The organism is Corynebacterium jeikeium (assembly GCF_028609885.1).
Taxonomy (GTDB): Bacteria; Actinomycetota; Actinomycetes; order Mycobacteriales; family Mycobacteriaceae; genus Corynebacterium; species Corynebacterium jeikeium.
Window position 1 is genome coordinate 976940 of record NZ_CP063195.1, and the last position, 15702, is coordinate 992641.

The following is a 15702-nucleotide window of genomic DNA, read 5'->3' on the forward strand; positions in this document are numbered from 1 at the left end:
GAGTATGTGAATATTCTTTAATGGCTCTCGATAGTCACGGGAACCTTCTTTTCGCCGTCTAGTCCGTTGTCTTGCGTGCATTGAGCCTCTGCGTTGGGCCTGTCGGTCTTGTTTTTGCCGAGGAAGTCGAGGGCTAGGGCAATGACGAACAGGACGGCACCACTAACAGCAAAGAGGGGAGCGATCACGCTGTATCCGCCGAGCAGGATCACCAGCGCTGTCCAGTGCTTCCAGTTGAGTTCCCGGAGGTCCAAGCGGGCGCCGTTGTTCTTGCCGCCGCGCCTGCGCCACCACATGATGTATCCGTAGACCACGAGAGCGCCGATGCCCAGAGCTAGCAGGGCCAGTGCAATCTGGCTGACCAGCCCGAACAGGGTTCCCATGTGTAGCTGGATGATCCAGCTGGTTAGTTGGGCTGCGATGGGCCAGGAGCCAAACGGCAGACGGTCGATAACCTCGCCGTTTTCACCGTTTACGGTGATCGCATCGTTGTGCATCTTGTACGCCTGGCGGGGTTCGCTGACGGTCCAGGCCTGGCCGGCTTCGCTCGGGGGAGCCAGCTGCAGCGTGCCGGTGAGTCCCTCGTTACGGCCAACCTGGAGGGCCGTATCGGCCTGTGTCTGATCGATTTCTGCATTTCCGCTGTGGCTTGCGTGCCCCGCGTGACCTGCGTGCTCGCCGTGGCTCGCGTGACCAGAGCCGCCGTCTTGCGCAGACTGTTCGCCGCTGATGTTCGTATTCGGTTCGGGCGCCATCCAGTTCAGTTCTTCGCGGACAGCTGCGATATTGTCACCGGCGAAGTGGGACCAGGTCAGGCCGGAGATGCACAGGAAGATCAGTCCTGGTGCGGCTACCAGTCCGATGAGGGTGTGGCGCTGCATAGCCTGGCGGCGGGACTTTTTCTTGGGCTTGCGCTGGTTTTTCTGTTTGCGCATGAACCACCACATGGCCACGCCGGTGACGGCCATTGGGCCTAGCCACGTCGCGGCGGTTTCGGAGTAGATGCGGCCGGGCTCATCCAGCCACAGGTTGCGGTGGCCTTCGGATAGCCAGGCGCGGAATGGAAGCGAGGCGGCGCTACCGTACTGGGTTAGTTCTCCAGTGATGTGCAGATCACCCGGATCGACGAAAACTGCTCGAGTGTAGCTTTCCGAGGGCAGGGTTGGGTCGGCGAAGAGCACACGGGTGGTCTTGCCCTCTTCGTCTGGGATCTGCACCTTAGCGACGTCAAGGTCGGGGTGGATCCGCTTTGCTGCTTCGATTTGTTTGGCTACTGGCTGCGCGGGGCTGCTGGAAGTGGCAGTCAGCTCAGACTTGTAGACCCACGTTTCGATGGTGGGGGCGAGGGCGTAGAAGAAGCCGGAGAAGGCGGCTACGAGGATGAGGGGTGCGATAAAGAGTCCAGCGAGAGTGTGGACTCTGCGAATAATTCTGCGAGACATGCTCCATTAGTCGCATGCTTGGCGGAATCGGTTCCCAATAGCGACGAGCGGGGTAGCGCTCGGGGGGTCTAGTAGGAGGGCCGGTTCGTCTCCAGTGCTTGGATCACGAAATCCAGCTTCTGGTCAAGGATCCGCAGCGTGATCTCCTCGTCGTCCTCCCGGTCTGCAGGCAGTGAATCCGTCATCGCGAAGAGCTCAAAGGAGTGCCTGAAAGGCCCGGAGCTGAACACGAAGTTCGTGATGACGTCGATGGCGAACAGCGCCTGTCCGCGGTTGAAGCCGGCGTCATTAAGTCTTCCAAGAACGTTTGTGACGCTATCCCGGAAGGCGAAAAGGCTGTTGGGGTAGCTCAGTAGAGCTTGTGCGAGCCCCGGGTAGGTGGCGCACATCCGCGCTAGGTAATAGGCGTAGTCCCGGAGTAGTTCCTTCCAATCGCCTTCAGTGGCAAGTGATGTGGCTTCGGTGATGTGCTCGATGCAGGCAATCAGAAGTGTGTCGCGGCTGTAGATTCGGTACAGCGCAGACGTGGCCACTCCTAGTCCCTTGGCGACCTCAGACATGGTGAACTTATCAAGACCGATCGCGAGAGCCTGGTTGATGACGTCTTCGCGGTCAAAGGTTGGCTTCGGGCCGGTCTTGCGGTGAGGGCGTTTTCCCTCCGAGGGAAGCGGGGTGGACATGCAGTGAACATTAGTTCATTTTTAATTTTTGTTGCTAACAGGTGCCCCCGAAAAGATTAAAGCAAAAGCCCCTGCTCTTTAACAGTTAAAGAACAGGGGCGACGATGGTGCCACTCTAGCCGTTTAGACTACTGCGGGTTCTGGGGGTTCTGCGGGTCCTGCGGGGCGTTGCCCTGCCAGCCCTGGTTCGGCTGCTGGCCGAAGTTGTTCTGACCGTAGTTGTTCTGGCCAAAGTTGTTCTGCGGCTGCTGGCCGTAGCCCTGCTGACCAAAGTTCTGCTGGCCGTAACCCTGCTGGGCGAAGGCCTGCTTCGGAGCTTGCGGGTTGTTCTTGCGGTCGTTCAGCAGTGCGAGCACGCCGAAGGCGATGATGGCGAGGGAAGCCAGCAGGATCAGGATCAGGCCTGCGCCGACGCTTACGTTTACAACGTCCTTGTCAAAATCACCGGCCTTAGAGCCGATGCTAGCCCAGTCGATGATGGAGATAAGCAGCATGATGGCGCCGATGGCGATCACCGGAATGGCGCGCCACCACTTCTGGGTCAGCTGCTCTACGAACAGGTAGGCTGCGATTCCGCCGATGATGATCAGGGACAGGAACATGGTGAGAATGCCGTCACCGTCGGTGCCGGAGACTGTGATGGTGCCGTAGAAGGGAACTGAGACCTTGCCCCATGGCATGAAGCTGCCGATGAAGCTGATCAGAGCAGCACCTGCGGCGCAGACCAGCCACAGAACGGACTTGTTGGAGAAGTCCAGGTACTTCTTGATGTCGAACTGCGCGCCCTGGCCGTTCTGCTGATTCTGGTTCTGGAAGTTGTTCTGGCCGTAGCCGTTCTGTGCACCCTGCTGCGGAGCACCATAGGCGTTCTGGCCTTGCTGCTGCGGTGCCGGGTTCTGCTGGCCGTAGGGGTTCTGGTTCCAGTCCTGGCCCTGCGGCTGCTGCGGTGCACCGTTGTTGCCGTTGGCGGCCGGGTTGTTGGAACCGAAGTTCTCGTCCGTCATGGTTCTCCTCGCGTCACGAAATTGTCTTAGCACCCCCTTAAGAAAGGGCTGCGTGATTTCTTCGCGACTTATATTAACGGACAACCCTTTTGCCCGACGGGTTTGGTGATGGTCGCGGCATGTCGGGGGTGCTGTTCTTTTCTTATTGACGCCTACATTTCAACGAGTTGCATGGCGATCTGACCTAGCAGGGCGAGCTGTAGTGGCTCTTGGTTCGCTAGTCTTTAAGCTATGAGCTGGAAGAATGACGACTGGCAGGCGAAACAGGAGCAGTTTCGAAAATCAGCGGGTCTAAAGGAGCGCTTGGTTAGAGAGGCTCAACAACTGGCTCATAGTGACGACTTTCGATCGGCCGGAGCCCGTATGAAGCAGCTGGGATCGGAATTTAAAAATGCAGGTTTCGCGGGTAAAGACCAGAACCAGCGTTTATGGGATGAGTTCTCCCAGGCGCGCAGTACTTTCTATGACCGACGGAACCAGTACTATGAGCGCCTTAACATTGAAGCACGGGATAATGCCGCGCAGAAAAGGCGCATGATTTCTGAACTGCAGCCGCTCCTCGGGGTTGAGGACTTCCGGGAAGCTGGGCAGAGGGTTAAAACGCTGCATTCGGAATGGAAGTCAGTTGGATTTGCTGGGCGGGAGGAAAACCAACTGCTGAATGACCAGTATTACGCCGCTCGTAACGAGTTCTATGAGAATTCGAAACGTCACTGGGAGCAACTAGCTACCCAGATGGAGCTGAACAAAAATGACAGGCTGCGCTTGGTGCAACAAGCAGAATTCATAGCGGATCATCCCGATCCGCGAAGCATGAGCAACGATATGCGATCGTTATTGCAGATATGGAGAGATCAGCGTGGACCACTTAAGAAAGAAGACCGTGAAGAGTTAAATCGCCGCTTCTGGTCTGCTAAAGATCGCTTCTACTCACGACGTGATGCGCAATTCGCACAAGGCCAAGAGCAATGGGCGAGTGGAAAAGGCACTCGATCGGCCATTCAAGATGACCCAGCATGGAGGCCGAAAGACAATGTGGATGCGATCAGGCACCTTGAGCAGGCCATCAGGGACAAAGAGCAGGCGGTACGGGACGCAGATGCGCACTATGAAAAAGTGCGCTCTCAGGGGCGCAGCTGGTTATTGCCGTCGAAGCAGAACGAGCGCATCGCGAAGGCGGAACAGTGGCAGCGGATCCAACGTGAGGAGCTGGACAAGCTATATAGACGCTTATCCAGCATGCGCAACCGCAGGTAGCGCCTTAAGTAAAACGCCCGCCTGAACAACAGTTACGCTGGTCGCGGCACGTCGGGGGTGGTGCTCTGTTTTATTGACGCCTACATTTCAACGAGTTTCGTGAGGATCTGACCTAGCAGAGCGCAGTGGGTTACTAGTATCCGGTTGCCGCGCACTGTTGAGGATCGATGTAGCCCTCACGGCAGCCGTACTCGAACTGGATTTCGCCGCTGCTCCGGTTTGGGGTTCCGTCGGGTGCGGTTCCGTATCCACATTTGTAAGCAGGGCAGGTTCCACCGTTTGCATAGGGGATTTCGGAAGGGTCGAGCCCTGCGTTGCGTTCCGCTTCAAGAATTTCGGCAGCTCCGGGTTGGTTGCCGCAATACTCTGTGTTCCGGACCGTGCCGTCCGACATGCGGGAAGGCCCAGGGGTGCCGGGTAGGCACTCAATGACGTAGGGTTCTACCGCGGTTGGTTGAGGTGTGGGCGTACTGGCTGCGACTGGCGGAGCCGATGCTGGAGTAGATTCCTTCGCCGGGATAGTCGTAGTTTCTTTCGCAGTCTCAGACGATGAACTGCCCGTGGGGGAAGAGCTGCTTGAACTGGGGGCGGCTTCGTTGCTGGAGCAGGCGGCTAGGCTGAGTAGAGGAATTGCGAGGGTAGCTACAAGCGATTTCCGAAGGTTCAAATTTCCGGGTCTTTCAAAAGGTAGTGCCCCCGCTCGCGTGGTTCTCCAACCGAATAGCTTGGGGCGGGACGATAGAAATAGATCAGGATTGCGCTGGTTTACGAAGTTCTCGCGCAATTGAGAGAACCGAGTCTGCAGAGAGAACTGCTTCAATGCGGTGGATTGGGGTAGTTGCTTGGACGAGCTCATCGCGGGCAATTACAAGTCTGCGATGAATGTCTTCAATGTCGCTATCCTGACCTTCCATTCCCGTGCCGATGCCCTTAGTGTATTTCAGCTTGTCCCAGGTAATAAGTTCTTCAGAGATGTCAAACGAAGCATCATTGCTCATCAGCTCAATTTCGCTTGATATCGCTTGAAACGTTTTATCTCCGGTCGTATAGGAACGGAGTATGAAGAAGACTCCGACTGTGATCGACCCGAGAGTTACAACGCCAGCCAAAACTATAACGGTAGGTTTAAAACAAACTATTCCAAAAAAGAGAATCGTCAATCCGACCATGACGAAGAAGTCTTCAAGGCTGGAAGAGTTTCCGTCATTTTCTTCGGAAGAGTTGCGCGCCACTAGATAACCTCCACTTGCAAGGAAAACCTGGTTACAGCTGGTAAGCGCCGTAGAAGATAAGTGCACCAGCAATAATCCCAACAAAAATGATCATGATGCCTGCGATTCTCATCAGCTTGGTATCTCGCACTGGGGTAGAGCGAAGCTCGCCAGCTAGGTCCCGCATCTGAGCGCGTACGGCGCCGTACTCTTCTTCCGTCTTTGCAAGTCGGCGTTGACGACGGACTCGTTGGACATCTAAAGCAGAAATCGACGGCTGCGTTTGAGCCGACTTAATCTGCGAAAGGGGGTGCAGATCCATGCAGATAATAATATCATGACGTGAATCTTAAAAGCACCTTAGTTTCTATGTCTTGCGGCTAGCTCAATCTAGTGGGTTTGCTTCCATATGCTTGTTGGAAACATTCATCAATCTGTGCTGGAAATCTTCGAGGAACGCCAACCAGCAGAATGCGAACAAAAGGGGAGTGTCGCTGCGCCTCCCAATGCCGCGCACTGGCACCGACTATCCCCCATTCAGTCTGCATCCAAGAAAGCGGGTTTGAGCCCTGCCACGCGTCGAGCGGAAAACGCTCCCTCTTTTAACTAAAGCAAAACCCCGCCTGACCAGCATTTACGCCGGTCGGGGGGCGGGGGTGAAATCGTGCCCCAGGTGAGACTCGAACTCACACTGGACGGGTTTTGAATCCGTTGCCTCTGCCAATTGGGCTACTGGGGCGTTAAGTGCTTACCGGAGCATAATACGTCACGGCCATTCAGCCAACCAAAACCGCACTCCGTTAAAGTTGATCGCATGGCTAAACTCCTTCTCCTCGACGGGCATTCGTTGGCGTTCCGCGCCTTCTACGCCCTGCCCGCAGCCAATTTCTCCACCGTCGGTGGCCAGCACACCAACGCGGTGTATGGCTTTCTTGGCATGTTCCTCACCCTTATGGATAAGGAACAGCCCACCCACGTGGCCGCCGCGTTTGACCTGTCCGGCCCCACGTTCCGCGAGGAATCCTTCCCGGAGTACAAGGCGCAGCGCCCGAGCACGCCCGAGGAGTTCAAGGGCCAGATCGAGCTGATTCGTCGCACACTCGAAGCGTTGGGCGTCACGACCCTAGACAAAGAGTCCTACGAGGCCGACGACATCATCGCGACCCTAGCCACCGCGGGTGCGAAGGACGGCATGGACGTGTTGATCTGCACCGGCGACCGGGATTCGCTGCAGCTGGTCACCGAGGATGTGACGGTGCTGTACACGCTCAAGGGTGTTTCTGAACTGCATCGTTTCACCCCACAGGCCGTCGAAGAGAAGTACGGCGTGACCCCCACCCAGTACCCGGACCTCGCGGCGCTGCGCGGCGATACCTCCGACAACATGCCCGGCGTGCCCGGGGTGGGCCCGAAGACCGCGCAGAAGTGGATCGCCAAGTACGGCAGCCTGCAGGGCGTGATCGACAACATGGATGACATCGGCGGGAAGGTCGGCGCCAACCTGCGCGAAAACATCGACAATGTGGTGCTCGCGCGCGACATTACGGAAATGGTGCGGGATCTTAAGCTCGTTGATGATTTGGACGCCCTCAGCCCCCGCGACATCGACCCCAACGAGGCGCTCGGCATGTTCGAGGAGCTGCAGTTTGGCACGGGGCTGCGCAATAGGGCATTCAAGATCATGGGCGTGGAGTTCGCCGATAGTGCAGCTATCCCCGTCACGGTGGAGGAGCTGAAGCCGGGGAAGCTAGGTGCGTGGCTGAAGAAGCGCACCCGCGGCACGGTGGTAGACGTGAATGGCGAGCAGCTGACCCTGCTGGACCGCGACAACGTCGCCATCGTTCAGGACCTCGCCGACGTGGACCCGAAGGACGAGAAGGTGCTGGCGGAGTGGCTGGCCAACCCTCAGGCCACGAAGTGGCTGCACGACTCCAAGCAGACGTATCACACACTGCAGGATCAAGGTCTAAAGCTTGACGGCGTGGAGCACGACACGTCCCTGGCGGCGTATCTGCTGCGCCCCGACGTGCGCACCCTCGGCCTGGCGGACGTAGTGCAGCGCCACGTGGGCCACGAACTGTCGGAAAACGCCACCGGCCCCGAGCGCGCCCAGGCCGTCGCCGAACTGGTGAGGGCCCTCACCCCAGAGATCGAGGCTGCCGGCCAGGCTGAGCTGTACTTCGACCTGGAAGTCCCGCTGGCCCTGATCCTGGCGGCCATGGAGCACGCGGGCATTGCTGTGGACGACGCAGCGCTCCAGGAGCTCTCCGATGACTATGGCGCGCGCCTTAACGAGGAGATCGCCGCCGCCCGCGAACTGGCGGGGGAGCCGGAGCTCAACCTTTCCTCCCCGAAGCAGCTGCAGAAGGTCCTGTTCGAGACCTTCGACCTGCCGAAGACGAAGAAGACCAAGACCGGGTATTCCACCGCTGCCGCAGAACTGGAGAAGCTGGCCGCCCAGTCCAACCACCCGTTCCTGGGCCACCTCATGGCCCACCGCGAGTACCAGAAGATGAAGTCCACCATTGACGGACTTATCGAGGCCGTGGGCGACGACGGGCGCATCCACACCACCTTCAACCAGAAGGGCGCGGCGACAGGCCGCCTGTCTTCCTCCGACCCGAACCTGCAGAACATCCCCGTGCGCACCGACGCCGGCCGCAAGATCCGCGCCGCATTCACGGTCGGGGAGGGCTACGAAACGCTGCTGACCGCCGACTACTCCCAGATCGAGATGCGCGTGATGGCGCACCTGTCGGAGGATGCGGGCCTGATCGAGGCCTACGCCAGCGGCGAGGACCTACACAACTACGTCGGCTCGCGCGTGTTCGATGTGCCGGTCGATGAGGTCACCCCGGAACTGCGCCGCCGGGTGAAGGCGCTGAGCTATGGCCTGGTCTACGGCCTGTCCGCCTTCGGGCTTTCACAGCAGCTGAAGATCAGCGCGGGGGAGGCGAAGAGGATCATGGATAACTACTTTGAGCGCTTCGGTGGAGTGAAGCGCTACCTCGACCACGTGGTGGAGGTCGCCAAGGAGACTGGCTACACGGAGACTCTCTACGGCCGCCGCCGTTACCTGCCGGAGCTGAACTCCTCTAACCGTGTGGCCAGGGAGAATGCCGAACGCGCCGCCCTGAATGCCCCGATCCAGGGCACGGCTGCGGACATCATCAAGTTGGCCATGCTGCGCGTGGATCGGGAGATCACGCGCCAGCAGCTGGCTTCCCGCGTGCTGCTGCAGGTCCACGATGAACTCGTGGTGGAGGTCGCGCCCGGCGAGCTGGAGCAGATCACCGAGCTAGTCGAGCGGGAAATGGATGCCGCCGCCCAGCTGCGCGTACCGCTGGATGTCTCCGCCGGCACGGGCGATAGCTGGGACCTGGCAGCGCATTAGTCGCGCGCGCCAGCCGGGTTAGCTAGCGTTGGCCTTCGCGTTCGAGGCCTTCTCGGCCGCCAGCATCGCCACGACGATCACCGCGCCCAGCAGGAACAGGCCGATGGCGGCGCCCAGGTGCTCGCCCGGCGCCTGCAGGTTCGCATCCCCGTCCTGCCACGGCCACAGCGCACGCAGGGAGCCCAGCATCAGGCCCGTCATCACGAACAGCGTGATGGTGCGGTGGTTGTTCAGCAGGTACTCCAGCAGGCGTACGAAGCACACGATGCCGGTGATAGCGCCCAGGAAGAACACGCCCAGGTAGACCAGGTTCCTATCGTCCACCGCCGCCATCGTCGCGGAGTACAGGCCCACGGCCAGCAGGAAGAAGGAACCCGAAACACCCGGCAGCACCAGCGCACACACTGCAATCGCCGCGGCCACGAAAACCCACAGCAGGTTCGGGTCGGATTGTGGGGCACTGGTAACGCCCGTCAGGAAGAACGTGGCCACTGCCGCCACAACCAAGCCGAGGATCGCCATCGGCAGCCGCCGGCGCGCGTCCTCCTTATCCGTCATGCCAATCGGCACGGCCAGGGAGAGCAGCACCATGCCGAAGAACAGTGCGCGCGAGTGCACCGGCTTGTCCGTCACGAAGCTTTCCATCACACCTGCCAGCGAGAGCACCACGGCCGCCATACCAACTACCATCGGCAGCAACAGCAACCAGTCCAGTGTCTTGTACTGGGCAAACGCGGCCTTGCGATCTTTCGGCAGTTTTTTCGTGGCATCCAGGAACAGGTTCGCCTGGTGCAGGACGCGCTCGTACACGCCGGTAACCAACGCGATCGTGCCGCCGGAAACGCCCGGGACGAGCTCGGCCATGCCAATCAACCCGCCACGGACCATATTTACTAGTATTTGCAGTATCTTCATCGCGCCCAATCGTACTGCACGTCTTGGACAACCCAGCTTCAACTCGCGGCCGAAAGTCCATGTTTGCGCTGTTCACTGTGGTCGTGTAGCGTTATGCGCGTTGTGCGCTCTCTTTTTGATTCTTTGGGACGCCCCCACGTGGAGCTCCTAGAGGCTAACCGCCAGGTAATTGACGCTGGTGGTGGCGTCAAAAAGAAGGGTTTGCAGAACTAGAGTAACTGTCCATCTTCTATTTCTATTCGTTTCGAAAGACATTCAACATATGCCCACCAACAACGTCCCTCAGGTAGCCATTAACGACATTGGCTCTGCTGAGGATTTCCTCGCTGCCGTCGACTCCACCATCAAGTACTTCAACGATGGTGACATTGTCGAGGGCACCGTCGTCAAGGTCGATCACGACGAGGTCCTGCTGGACATCGGATACAAGACGGAGGGTGTCATCCCTTCCCGCGAGCTGTCGATCAAGCACGACGTTGACCCGGGTGAGGTTGTTGAGGTCGGCGACGAGATCGACGCTCTGGTTCTCACCAAGGAAGACAAGGAAGGCCGCCTGATCCTGTCCAAGAAGCGTGCACAGTACGAGCGCGCTTGGGGCACGATCGAGGAGCTCAAGAAGAACGAGGAGCCGGTCACCGGTACCGTCATCGAGGTCGTCAAGGGCGGCCTGATCCTGGACATCGGCCTGCGCGGCTTCCTGCCCGCCTCCCTGGTGGAGATGCGTCGCGTCCGCGACCTGCAGCCCTACATCGGCCAGGAGATCGAGGCCAAGATCATCGAGCTGGACAAGCACCGCAACAACGTTGTGCTGTCCCGCCGCGCATGGCTCGAGCAGACCCAGTCCGAGGTTCGCTCCGAGTTCCTGCACCAGCTGCAGAAGGGCCAGGTCCGCAAGGGCGTTGTCTCCTCCATCGTCAACTTCGGCGCATTCGTCGATCTCGGCGGTGTCGACGGCCTGGTTCACGTCTCCCAGCTGTCCTGGAAGCACATCGACCACCCGTCCGAGGTTGTCGCCGTCGGCGACGAGGTCACCGTCGAGGTTCTGGATGTGGATCTGGACCGCGAGCGCGTGTCCCTGTCCCTGAAGGCAACCCAGGAGGACCCGTGGCGCGTATTCGCACGCACCCACGCCATCGGCCAGATCGTGCCGGGCAAGGTCACCAAGCTGGTTCCGTTCGGCGCATTCGTCCGCGTCGAGGAGGGCATCGAGGGCCTGGTTCACATCTCCGAGCTGGCCGAGCGCCACGTCGAGGTTCCGGATCAGGTTGTTGGCGTTGGCCAGGACGCAATGGTCAAGGTCATCGACATCGACCTGGAGCGTCGCCGCATCTCCCTGTCCCTGAAGCAGGCTGATGAGGACTACACCGAGGAGTTCGACCCGTCCAAGTACGGCATGGCTGACTCCTACGACGAGCAGGGCAACTACATCTTCCCGGAGGGCTTCGACCCGGAGACGAACGAGTGGCTCGAGGGCTACGACGAGCAGCGTCAGGCATGGGAGGAGCGCTACGCAGAGTCCGAGCGTCGCCACCGCCTGCACACCGCCCAGATCGAGCGCAACCGCGCCGCAGCTGCCGAGGCCGCTGCAAACGGCGAGGGTGGCTACTCCTCCGAGACTCAGACCGAGTCCGCACCGGCTTCCTCCGAGGCACCGGCTCAGGACGCTGGCACCCTGGCTTCCGACGAGCAGCTGGCTGCTCTGCGCGAGAAGCTGGCCGGCGGCGAGTAAATCACTCGACACCGCTAGTTCGGTAGAGCTTTAAGCGACTAACCCCCGACTTCCCTTTGCTGGGAGGCCGGGGGTTGATTCTGTTTTTTGGAGCGGACACAAAGAAAGGGCGCGCTCCCGGTTGCTCTCCGGTTGCGCGCCCTTGATCTAGGCGTGTAGCGCTAGGCGTGCTTTACAGCGCCTCGACCTTGCCCACAGCGTGCAGGGTCTTTAGCTTAGAAGCCTTGCGCAGCTGCAAGTCCCACTCGCTGGGGCGCGGGTAGGCTTTGTCGCCCGCAGCCTCGGCGAAGAATGCCACGGTGGTCGGCAGCGTAACGGGCTTGGCGAACTCCACGCTGAAACGTGCAGCGGAAGGCAGCAAGCCCTCCAGGCCGCGCAGCATCGTGGCAGCGGACCACATGCCGTGCGCAATGACGGCCGGGAAGCCGAATGCCTTCGCGCCAACGCTGGAGACGTGGATCGGGTTCTTATCACCCGAAGCCTGCGCGTACTCCTGGATGTCCGCCGGGGTGACGCGGAACTTCGCGGACGGGGTCGCGTCGTACTCATCGAACTCAACCGGCTCCAGAATGCGGCCGTCGGTCGGCTGCTTGTCCTTGTAAGGCGAGGAGCTGGAAAGCTTCGCACCCTTAGACAGGAAGCCACTGGTCTGCTTCCACACGTCCTCGCCGTCGACGGAGACGACGGTGACGACATCCAGCAGCACACCCTTGGTGTGCGGACGCAGGTTCTCCGCGTGCACGCGGATGTCCAGCACATCGTCCACGGTCAGGTCGCGGGTCTGTTCGATGCGGTTGGTCAGGTGCACCAGGCCCACGGCATTAACGGGGGAGTCCGATGCAGTCAGGATCTTCATGACGATCGGGAAGCTCAGCACGTACGGGTACGTGATCGGCAGCTCGTTGCGCAGCCGCAGGCCCGTTGCCGCGTTGTAGGCAGCCAGCTCCGGCACCTTGATCTTGACGCCCTCAACCTTGAACGCAGTCTTCGGATTGTCCTTGGCACTGCGGGGGCTACCCACGCCCGGAACAACATCCTTGACGGCGTTGCGGTACTCGTCCATCAGCACTGGGATGGAATCCAGCTTCTTGTAGTCAACCACTGGTCGTGGCTCCTTTCTCTACAGTTCGCTTGACGGGTTCGTCTTAGGCGCCCAGCATTGCCTGGCCACACACGCGAACAACGTTGCCGGTGACAGCCTGGGAAGCCGGAGCGGCGAAGTAGGCGATGGTCTCGGCGACGTCCACGGTCTCGCCACCCTGCTGCAGGGAGGACAGCAGACGGCCACCGACGCGGGTGCCGAACGGGATGGCGGCGGTCATCTGGGTCTCGATGAAGCCCGGAGCCACAGCGTTGACGGTGATGCCACGGTCAGCCAGCTTCTCGGAGAAGGAATCCACGAAGCCGATCACACCGGCCTTGGTAGCGCCGTAGTTGGTCTGGCCACGGTTACCGGCGATACCGGCGATGGAAGCCACGCCGATAACGCGACCGTTGTCGGCCAGGCCGCCGTTATCCAGCAGCTTCTCGGTGATGCGCACCGGTGCAGCCAGGTTGACGGCGATGACGGAATCCCAACGGCCCTCGTCCATGTTGGCCAGCAGCTTATCGCGGGTAATACCAGCGTTGTGGACGATGATGTCGATCGGGCCGCCGTGGCGAGCCTCTGCGTGCTCCTTCAGCTTCTCCGCGGCGTCGGCAGCGGTGACGTCCAGCGGCAGGGCAGTGCCGCCAACCTTGTTGGCGGTCTCTGCCAGGCCCTCGCCAGCCTGCGGAACATCCACGCAGATGACCTTCGCACCGTCGCGAGCCAGCACCTCTGCGATGGTGGCGCCAATGCCGCGGGCAGCGCCGGTGACCACGGCGATCTTGCCCTCGGAAGGCTTGTCCCAGTTGGCCGGGGCGGTCGCGGACTGGGCGTCAACACGAATAACCTGAGCGTCCACGAAGGCCGACTTGGCGGACAGGACGAAGCGCAGGGTGGACTCCAGGCCAGCGAGGTCGGCGGAAGCGTCCGGGGCGGTGTACACCAGCTGGACGGTGGCGCCGCGCAGCAGCTCCTTACCGACGGAGCGGGTGAAGCCCTCCAGGGCACGCTGGGCGATGCGCTCGTCAGCGTTGTCGATCAGCTCCGGGGTGGTGCCGATGACCAGCAGGCGGGCGCAGGGCTGCAGCTGGCGCATGACCGGGTGGAAGAAGTCATACAGCTGACGGAGGTCTTCCGGCTTGGTGATGCCGGTGGCGTCAAAAACCAGACCGGCGTACTTGTTATCGCCAGCGGAAGTAGAGACCTTGTAGTCGTCGGCGAGCAGCTCCTCGATGCGGCCGACCAGGCGACCGGAACCGCCCAGCAGAACACGGCCGTCCAGTGCGGGCTCGCCCTCCTTGTAACGACGCAGCTTCGTCGGTACCGGCAGGCCAGCCTGCTTGGAGATCTTCTTGCCGAGGTCCGAGTTGATGAACTTCAGGTATGCATCCTGGTTTTCAGGCACTAGCTTTAACTCCTCATATCTATAAATTGGCCACAGTGGGTGGCAAGTCGGCGCGAAATATACAAGTCTTGTTGGCGATACGCACACGCGCGTTGCCGAGACAATGTATGTTCTCATGTATAACCATACGGTGTGATCGAGCACACCGTGTAGGAAAACGTTCTTTCAATTCACATTCTTCGATGGAGTGACACAAAAATATGACTAACGGAGCACCCCGCAAGGTCGCCATCCTCGGCGGCAACCGCATCCCGTTCGCCCGTTCCAACAAGGAGTACGCGAACGCGTCTAACCAAGACATGCTGACCGCCGCCATCGATGGCCTGGTCGCACGCTACGGCCTGCAGGGCGAGGAGCTGGGCCAGGTCGTCGCCGGCGCCGTGCTGAAGCACTCCCGCGACTTCAACCTGACCCGCGAGACCGTCCTCGGCTCCGCACTGTCCTCCACCACCCCGGCCTTCGACCTGCAGATGGCCTGCGGCACCGGCCTGGCTGCCCTGGTACAGGTTGCGGACGCAATCGCCCTGGGCCGCATCGAGTCCGGCATCGGCGGCGGCGTGGACACCACCTCCGACGCACCGCTGGCCGTCAACGATCAGCTGCGCAAGACTCTGATCAAGCTGAACAACGCGAAGACCACTACCGACCGCCTGAAGCTGGTCGGCCAGATCCGCCCCTCCCAGCTGGCCCCGGAGCAGCCGAACAACGGTGAGCCCCGCACCGGGCTTTCCATGGGTGACCACGCGGCCATCACCGCCCGTGAGTTCGGCCTGACCCGCGAGGAGCAGGACCAGCTGGCAGCCGAGTCCCACCAGAAGCTGGCCAAGGCATACGACGAGGGCTTCTTCGAGGACCTCATCACCCCGTACCTGGGCGTGCAGCGCGATACCAACCTGCGCCCGGACTCCAACGTGGAGAAGCTGGCCAAGCTGAAGCCGGTCTTCGGCAAGAAGGATGCCGAGCAGCACGGCACCAAGGCCACCATGACCGCCGGTAACTCCACCCCGCTGACCGACGGTGCTTCCGCAGTCCTGATCTCCTCCGAGGAGTGGGCGGCAGAGCACAACATCCCGGTCAAGGCATACCTGGTGGATTCCGAGGTTGCCTCTGTGGACTTCATCAACGGCCGCGATGGCATGACCCCGGACGGACTGCTGATGTCCCCGACCTACGCGGTTGCTCGCCTGCTGAAGCGCAACAACCTCACCCTGCAGGACTTCGACTTCTACGAGATCCACGAGGCCTTCGCCTCCCAGACCTGCGCTACCCTCAAGGCTTGGGAGTCCGACGAGTACTGCCGCGAGCGCCTAGGCCTGGATGGCGCCCTGGGTGCCATCGACCGCGCGAAGCTGAACGTCAAGGGTTCCTCCCTGGCAGCCGGCCACCCGTTCGCCGCTACCGGCGGCCGCATCATCGCCACCGCAGCGAAGGTGCTGGAGGAAAACGGTGGCGGTCGCACCCTGGTTTCCATCTGCGCTGCAGGTGGTCAGGGCATCGTCGCCATCGTCGAGCGCTAAAGCGCCGCTAGCCGCTAGCTACTAGTTAGCCGCTAGCTTCTAGCGGCCAGCGGCTGCGCGC

Annotated in this window: 12 protein-coding genes and 1 tRNA gene; 4 read left to right on the forward strand and 9 right to left on the reverse strand. The window is 60.6% G+C overall.

The features are described from left to right. Nucleotides 1-17: 17 nt before the first annotated feature. From CJEIK_RS04290 to CJEIK_RS04300, 3 genes are all read right to left on the reverse strand, one after another. On the reverse strand, nucleotides 18-1442 hold the full coding sequence (locus CJEIK_RS04290; RefSeq protein ID WP_005295795.1) for a PepSY-associated TM helix domain-containing protein: 1425 nt from the start codon (nucleotides 1440-1442) through the stop codon (nucleotides 18-20). 68 nt (nucleotides 1443-1510) lie between these two features. Next, complete coding sequence (locus tag CJEIK_RS04295; RefSeq protein ID WP_005295792.1) at nucleotides 1511-2122, reverse strand: TetR/AcrR family transcriptional regulator; 612 nt, start codon at nucleotides 2120-2122, stop codon at nucleotides 1511-1513. A 128-nt stretch (nucleotides 2123-2250) separates the two neighbouring features. After that, the gene (locus tag CJEIK_RS04300; RefSeq protein WP_005295790.1) at nucleotides 2251-3126 is read right to left on the reverse strand and encodes an ECF transporter S component; all 876 of its coding nucleotides are present in this window, start codon (nucleotides 3124-3126) and stop codon (nucleotides 2251-2253) included. A 231-nt stretch (nucleotides 3127-3357) separates the two neighbouring features. On the opposite strand from CJEIK_RS04300, the gene CJEIK_RS04305 reads away from it, so the two are divergent. Beyond that, nucleotides 3358-4383, forward strand: a complete 1026-nt coding sequence (locus tag CJEIK_RS04305; RefSeq protein ID WP_005295787.1) for a DUF349 domain-containing protein — start codon at nucleotides 3358-3360, stop codon at nucleotides 4381-4383. A 749-nt stretch (nucleotides 4384-5132) separates the two neighbouring features. Here CJEIK_RS04305 and CJEIK_RS04310 read toward each other — a convergent pair. From CJEIK_RS04310 to CJEIK_RS04320, 3 genes are all read right to left on the reverse strand, one after another. Next, the gene (locus CJEIK_RS04310; protein ID WP_034965149.1) at nucleotides 5133-5615 is read right to left on the reverse strand and encodes a hypothetical protein; all 483 of its coding nucleotides are present in this window, start codon (nucleotides 5613-5615) and stop codon (nucleotides 5133-5135) included. Nucleotides 5616-5646: 31 nt separating this feature from the next. Then, nucleotides 5647-5916, reverse strand: coding sequence for a hypothetical protein (locus CJEIK_RS04315; RefSeq protein WP_005295780.1), 270 nt, complete (start codon nucleotides 5914-5916; stop codon nucleotides 5647-5649). Between the two features lie 343 nt (nucleotides 5917-6259). Continuing rightward, a tRNA-Leu gene (locus CJEIK_RS04320) sits at nucleotides 6260-6333 on the reverse strand. Nucleotides 6334-6408: 75 nt separating this feature from the next. On the opposite strand from CJEIK_RS04320, the gene polA reads away from it, so the two are divergent. After that, nucleotides 6409-8988 carry a DNA polymerase I gene (gene polA, locus CJEIK_RS04325; RefSeq protein WP_005295776.1) on the forward strand — a complete coding sequence of 860 codons (2580 nt, stop codon included), beginning with the start codon at nucleotides 6409-6411 and terminating at the stop codon, nucleotides 8986-8988. 18 nt (nucleotides 8989-9006) lie between these two features. On the opposite strand, the gene CJEIK_RS04330 is transcribed toward polA, so the two are convergent. After that, nucleotides 9007-9903 carry a DUF368 domain-containing protein gene (locus CJEIK_RS04330; RefSeq protein WP_005295774.1) on the reverse strand — a complete coding sequence of 299 codons (897 nt, stop codon included), beginning with the start codon at nucleotides 9901-9903 and terminating at the stop codon, nucleotides 9007-9009. Between the two features lie 262 nt (nucleotides 9904-10165). Here CJEIK_RS04330 and rpsA point away from each other — a divergent pair, with 262 nt between their 5' ends. Next, entirely contained in the window at nucleotides 10166-11632 is a 1467-nt protein-coding gene (rpsA, locus tag CJEIK_RS04335) for a 30S ribosomal protein S1 (protein ID WP_005295768.1), read from the forward strand. Between the two features lie 172 nt (nucleotides 11633-11804). Here rpsA and CJEIK_RS04340 read toward each other — a convergent pair whose 3' ends face one another. Together CJEIK_RS04340 and CJEIK_RS04345 are read right to left on the reverse strand one after the other, a co-directional pair. Then, nucleotides 11805-12734: a MaoC family dehydratase gene (locus CJEIK_RS04340; protein ID WP_005295766.1), complete on the reverse strand. Its 930-nt coding sequence runs from the start codon at nucleotides 12732-12734 to the stop codon at nucleotides 11805-11807. A gap of 43 nt (nucleotides 12735-12777) precedes the next feature. Then, nucleotides 12778-14124, reverse strand: a complete 1347-nt coding sequence (locus CJEIK_RS04345; protein ID WP_005295764.1) for a 3-oxoacyl-ACP reductase — start codon at nucleotides 14122-14124, stop codon at nucleotides 12778-12780. 200 nt (nucleotides 14125-14324) lie between these two features. On the opposite strand from CJEIK_RS04345, the gene CJEIK_RS04350 reads away from it, so the two are divergent. Further along, nucleotides 14325-15641, forward strand: a complete 1317-nt coding sequence (locus tag CJEIK_RS04350) for an acetyl-CoA C-acetyltransferase (RefSeq protein WP_005295762.1) — start codon at nucleotides 14325-14327, stop codon at nucleotides 15639-15641. Nucleotides 15642-15702: the final 61 nt, after the last annotated feature.

Excerpts from the sequence above, each read along its gene's own strand:
- CJEIK_RS04290 (WP_005295795.1), bottom strand. The coding sequence starts at position 1,442 with ATGTCTCGCAGAATTATTCGCAGAGTCCACACTCTCGCTGGACTCTTT.
- CJEIK_RS04295 (WP_005295792.1), bottom strand. The coding sequence starts at position 2,122 with ATGTCCACCCCGCTTCCCTCGGAGGGAAAACGCCCTCACCGCAAGACC.
- CJEIK_RS04300 (WP_005295790.1), bottom strand. The coding sequence starts at position 3,126 with ATGACGGACGAGAACTTCGGTTCCAACAACCCGGCCGCCAACGGCAAC.
- CJEIK_RS04305 (WP_005295787.1), top strand. The coding sequence starts at position 3,358 with ATGAGCTGGAAGAATGACGACTGGCAGGCGAAACAGGAGCAGTTTCGA.
- CJEIK_RS04315 (WP_005295780.1), bottom strand. The coding sequence starts at position 5,916 with ATGGATCTGCACCCCCTTTCGCAGATTAAGTCGGCTCAAACGCAGCCG.
- polA (WP_005295776.1), top strand. The coding sequence starts at position 6,409 with ATGGCTAAACTCCTTCTCCTCGACGGGCATTCGTTGGCGTTCCGCGCC.
- CJEIK_RS04330 (WP_005295774.1), bottom strand. The coding sequence starts at position 9,903 with ATGAAGATACTGCAAATACTAGTAAATATGGTCCGTGGCGGGTTGATT.
- rpsA (WP_005295768.1), top strand. The coding sequence starts at position 10,166 with ATGCCCACCAACAACGTCCCTCAGGTAGCCATTAACGACATTGGCTCT.
- CJEIK_RS04350 (WP_005295762.1), top strand. The coding sequence starts at position 14,325 with ATGACTAACGGAGCACCCCGCAAGGTCGCCATCCTCGGCGGCAACCGC.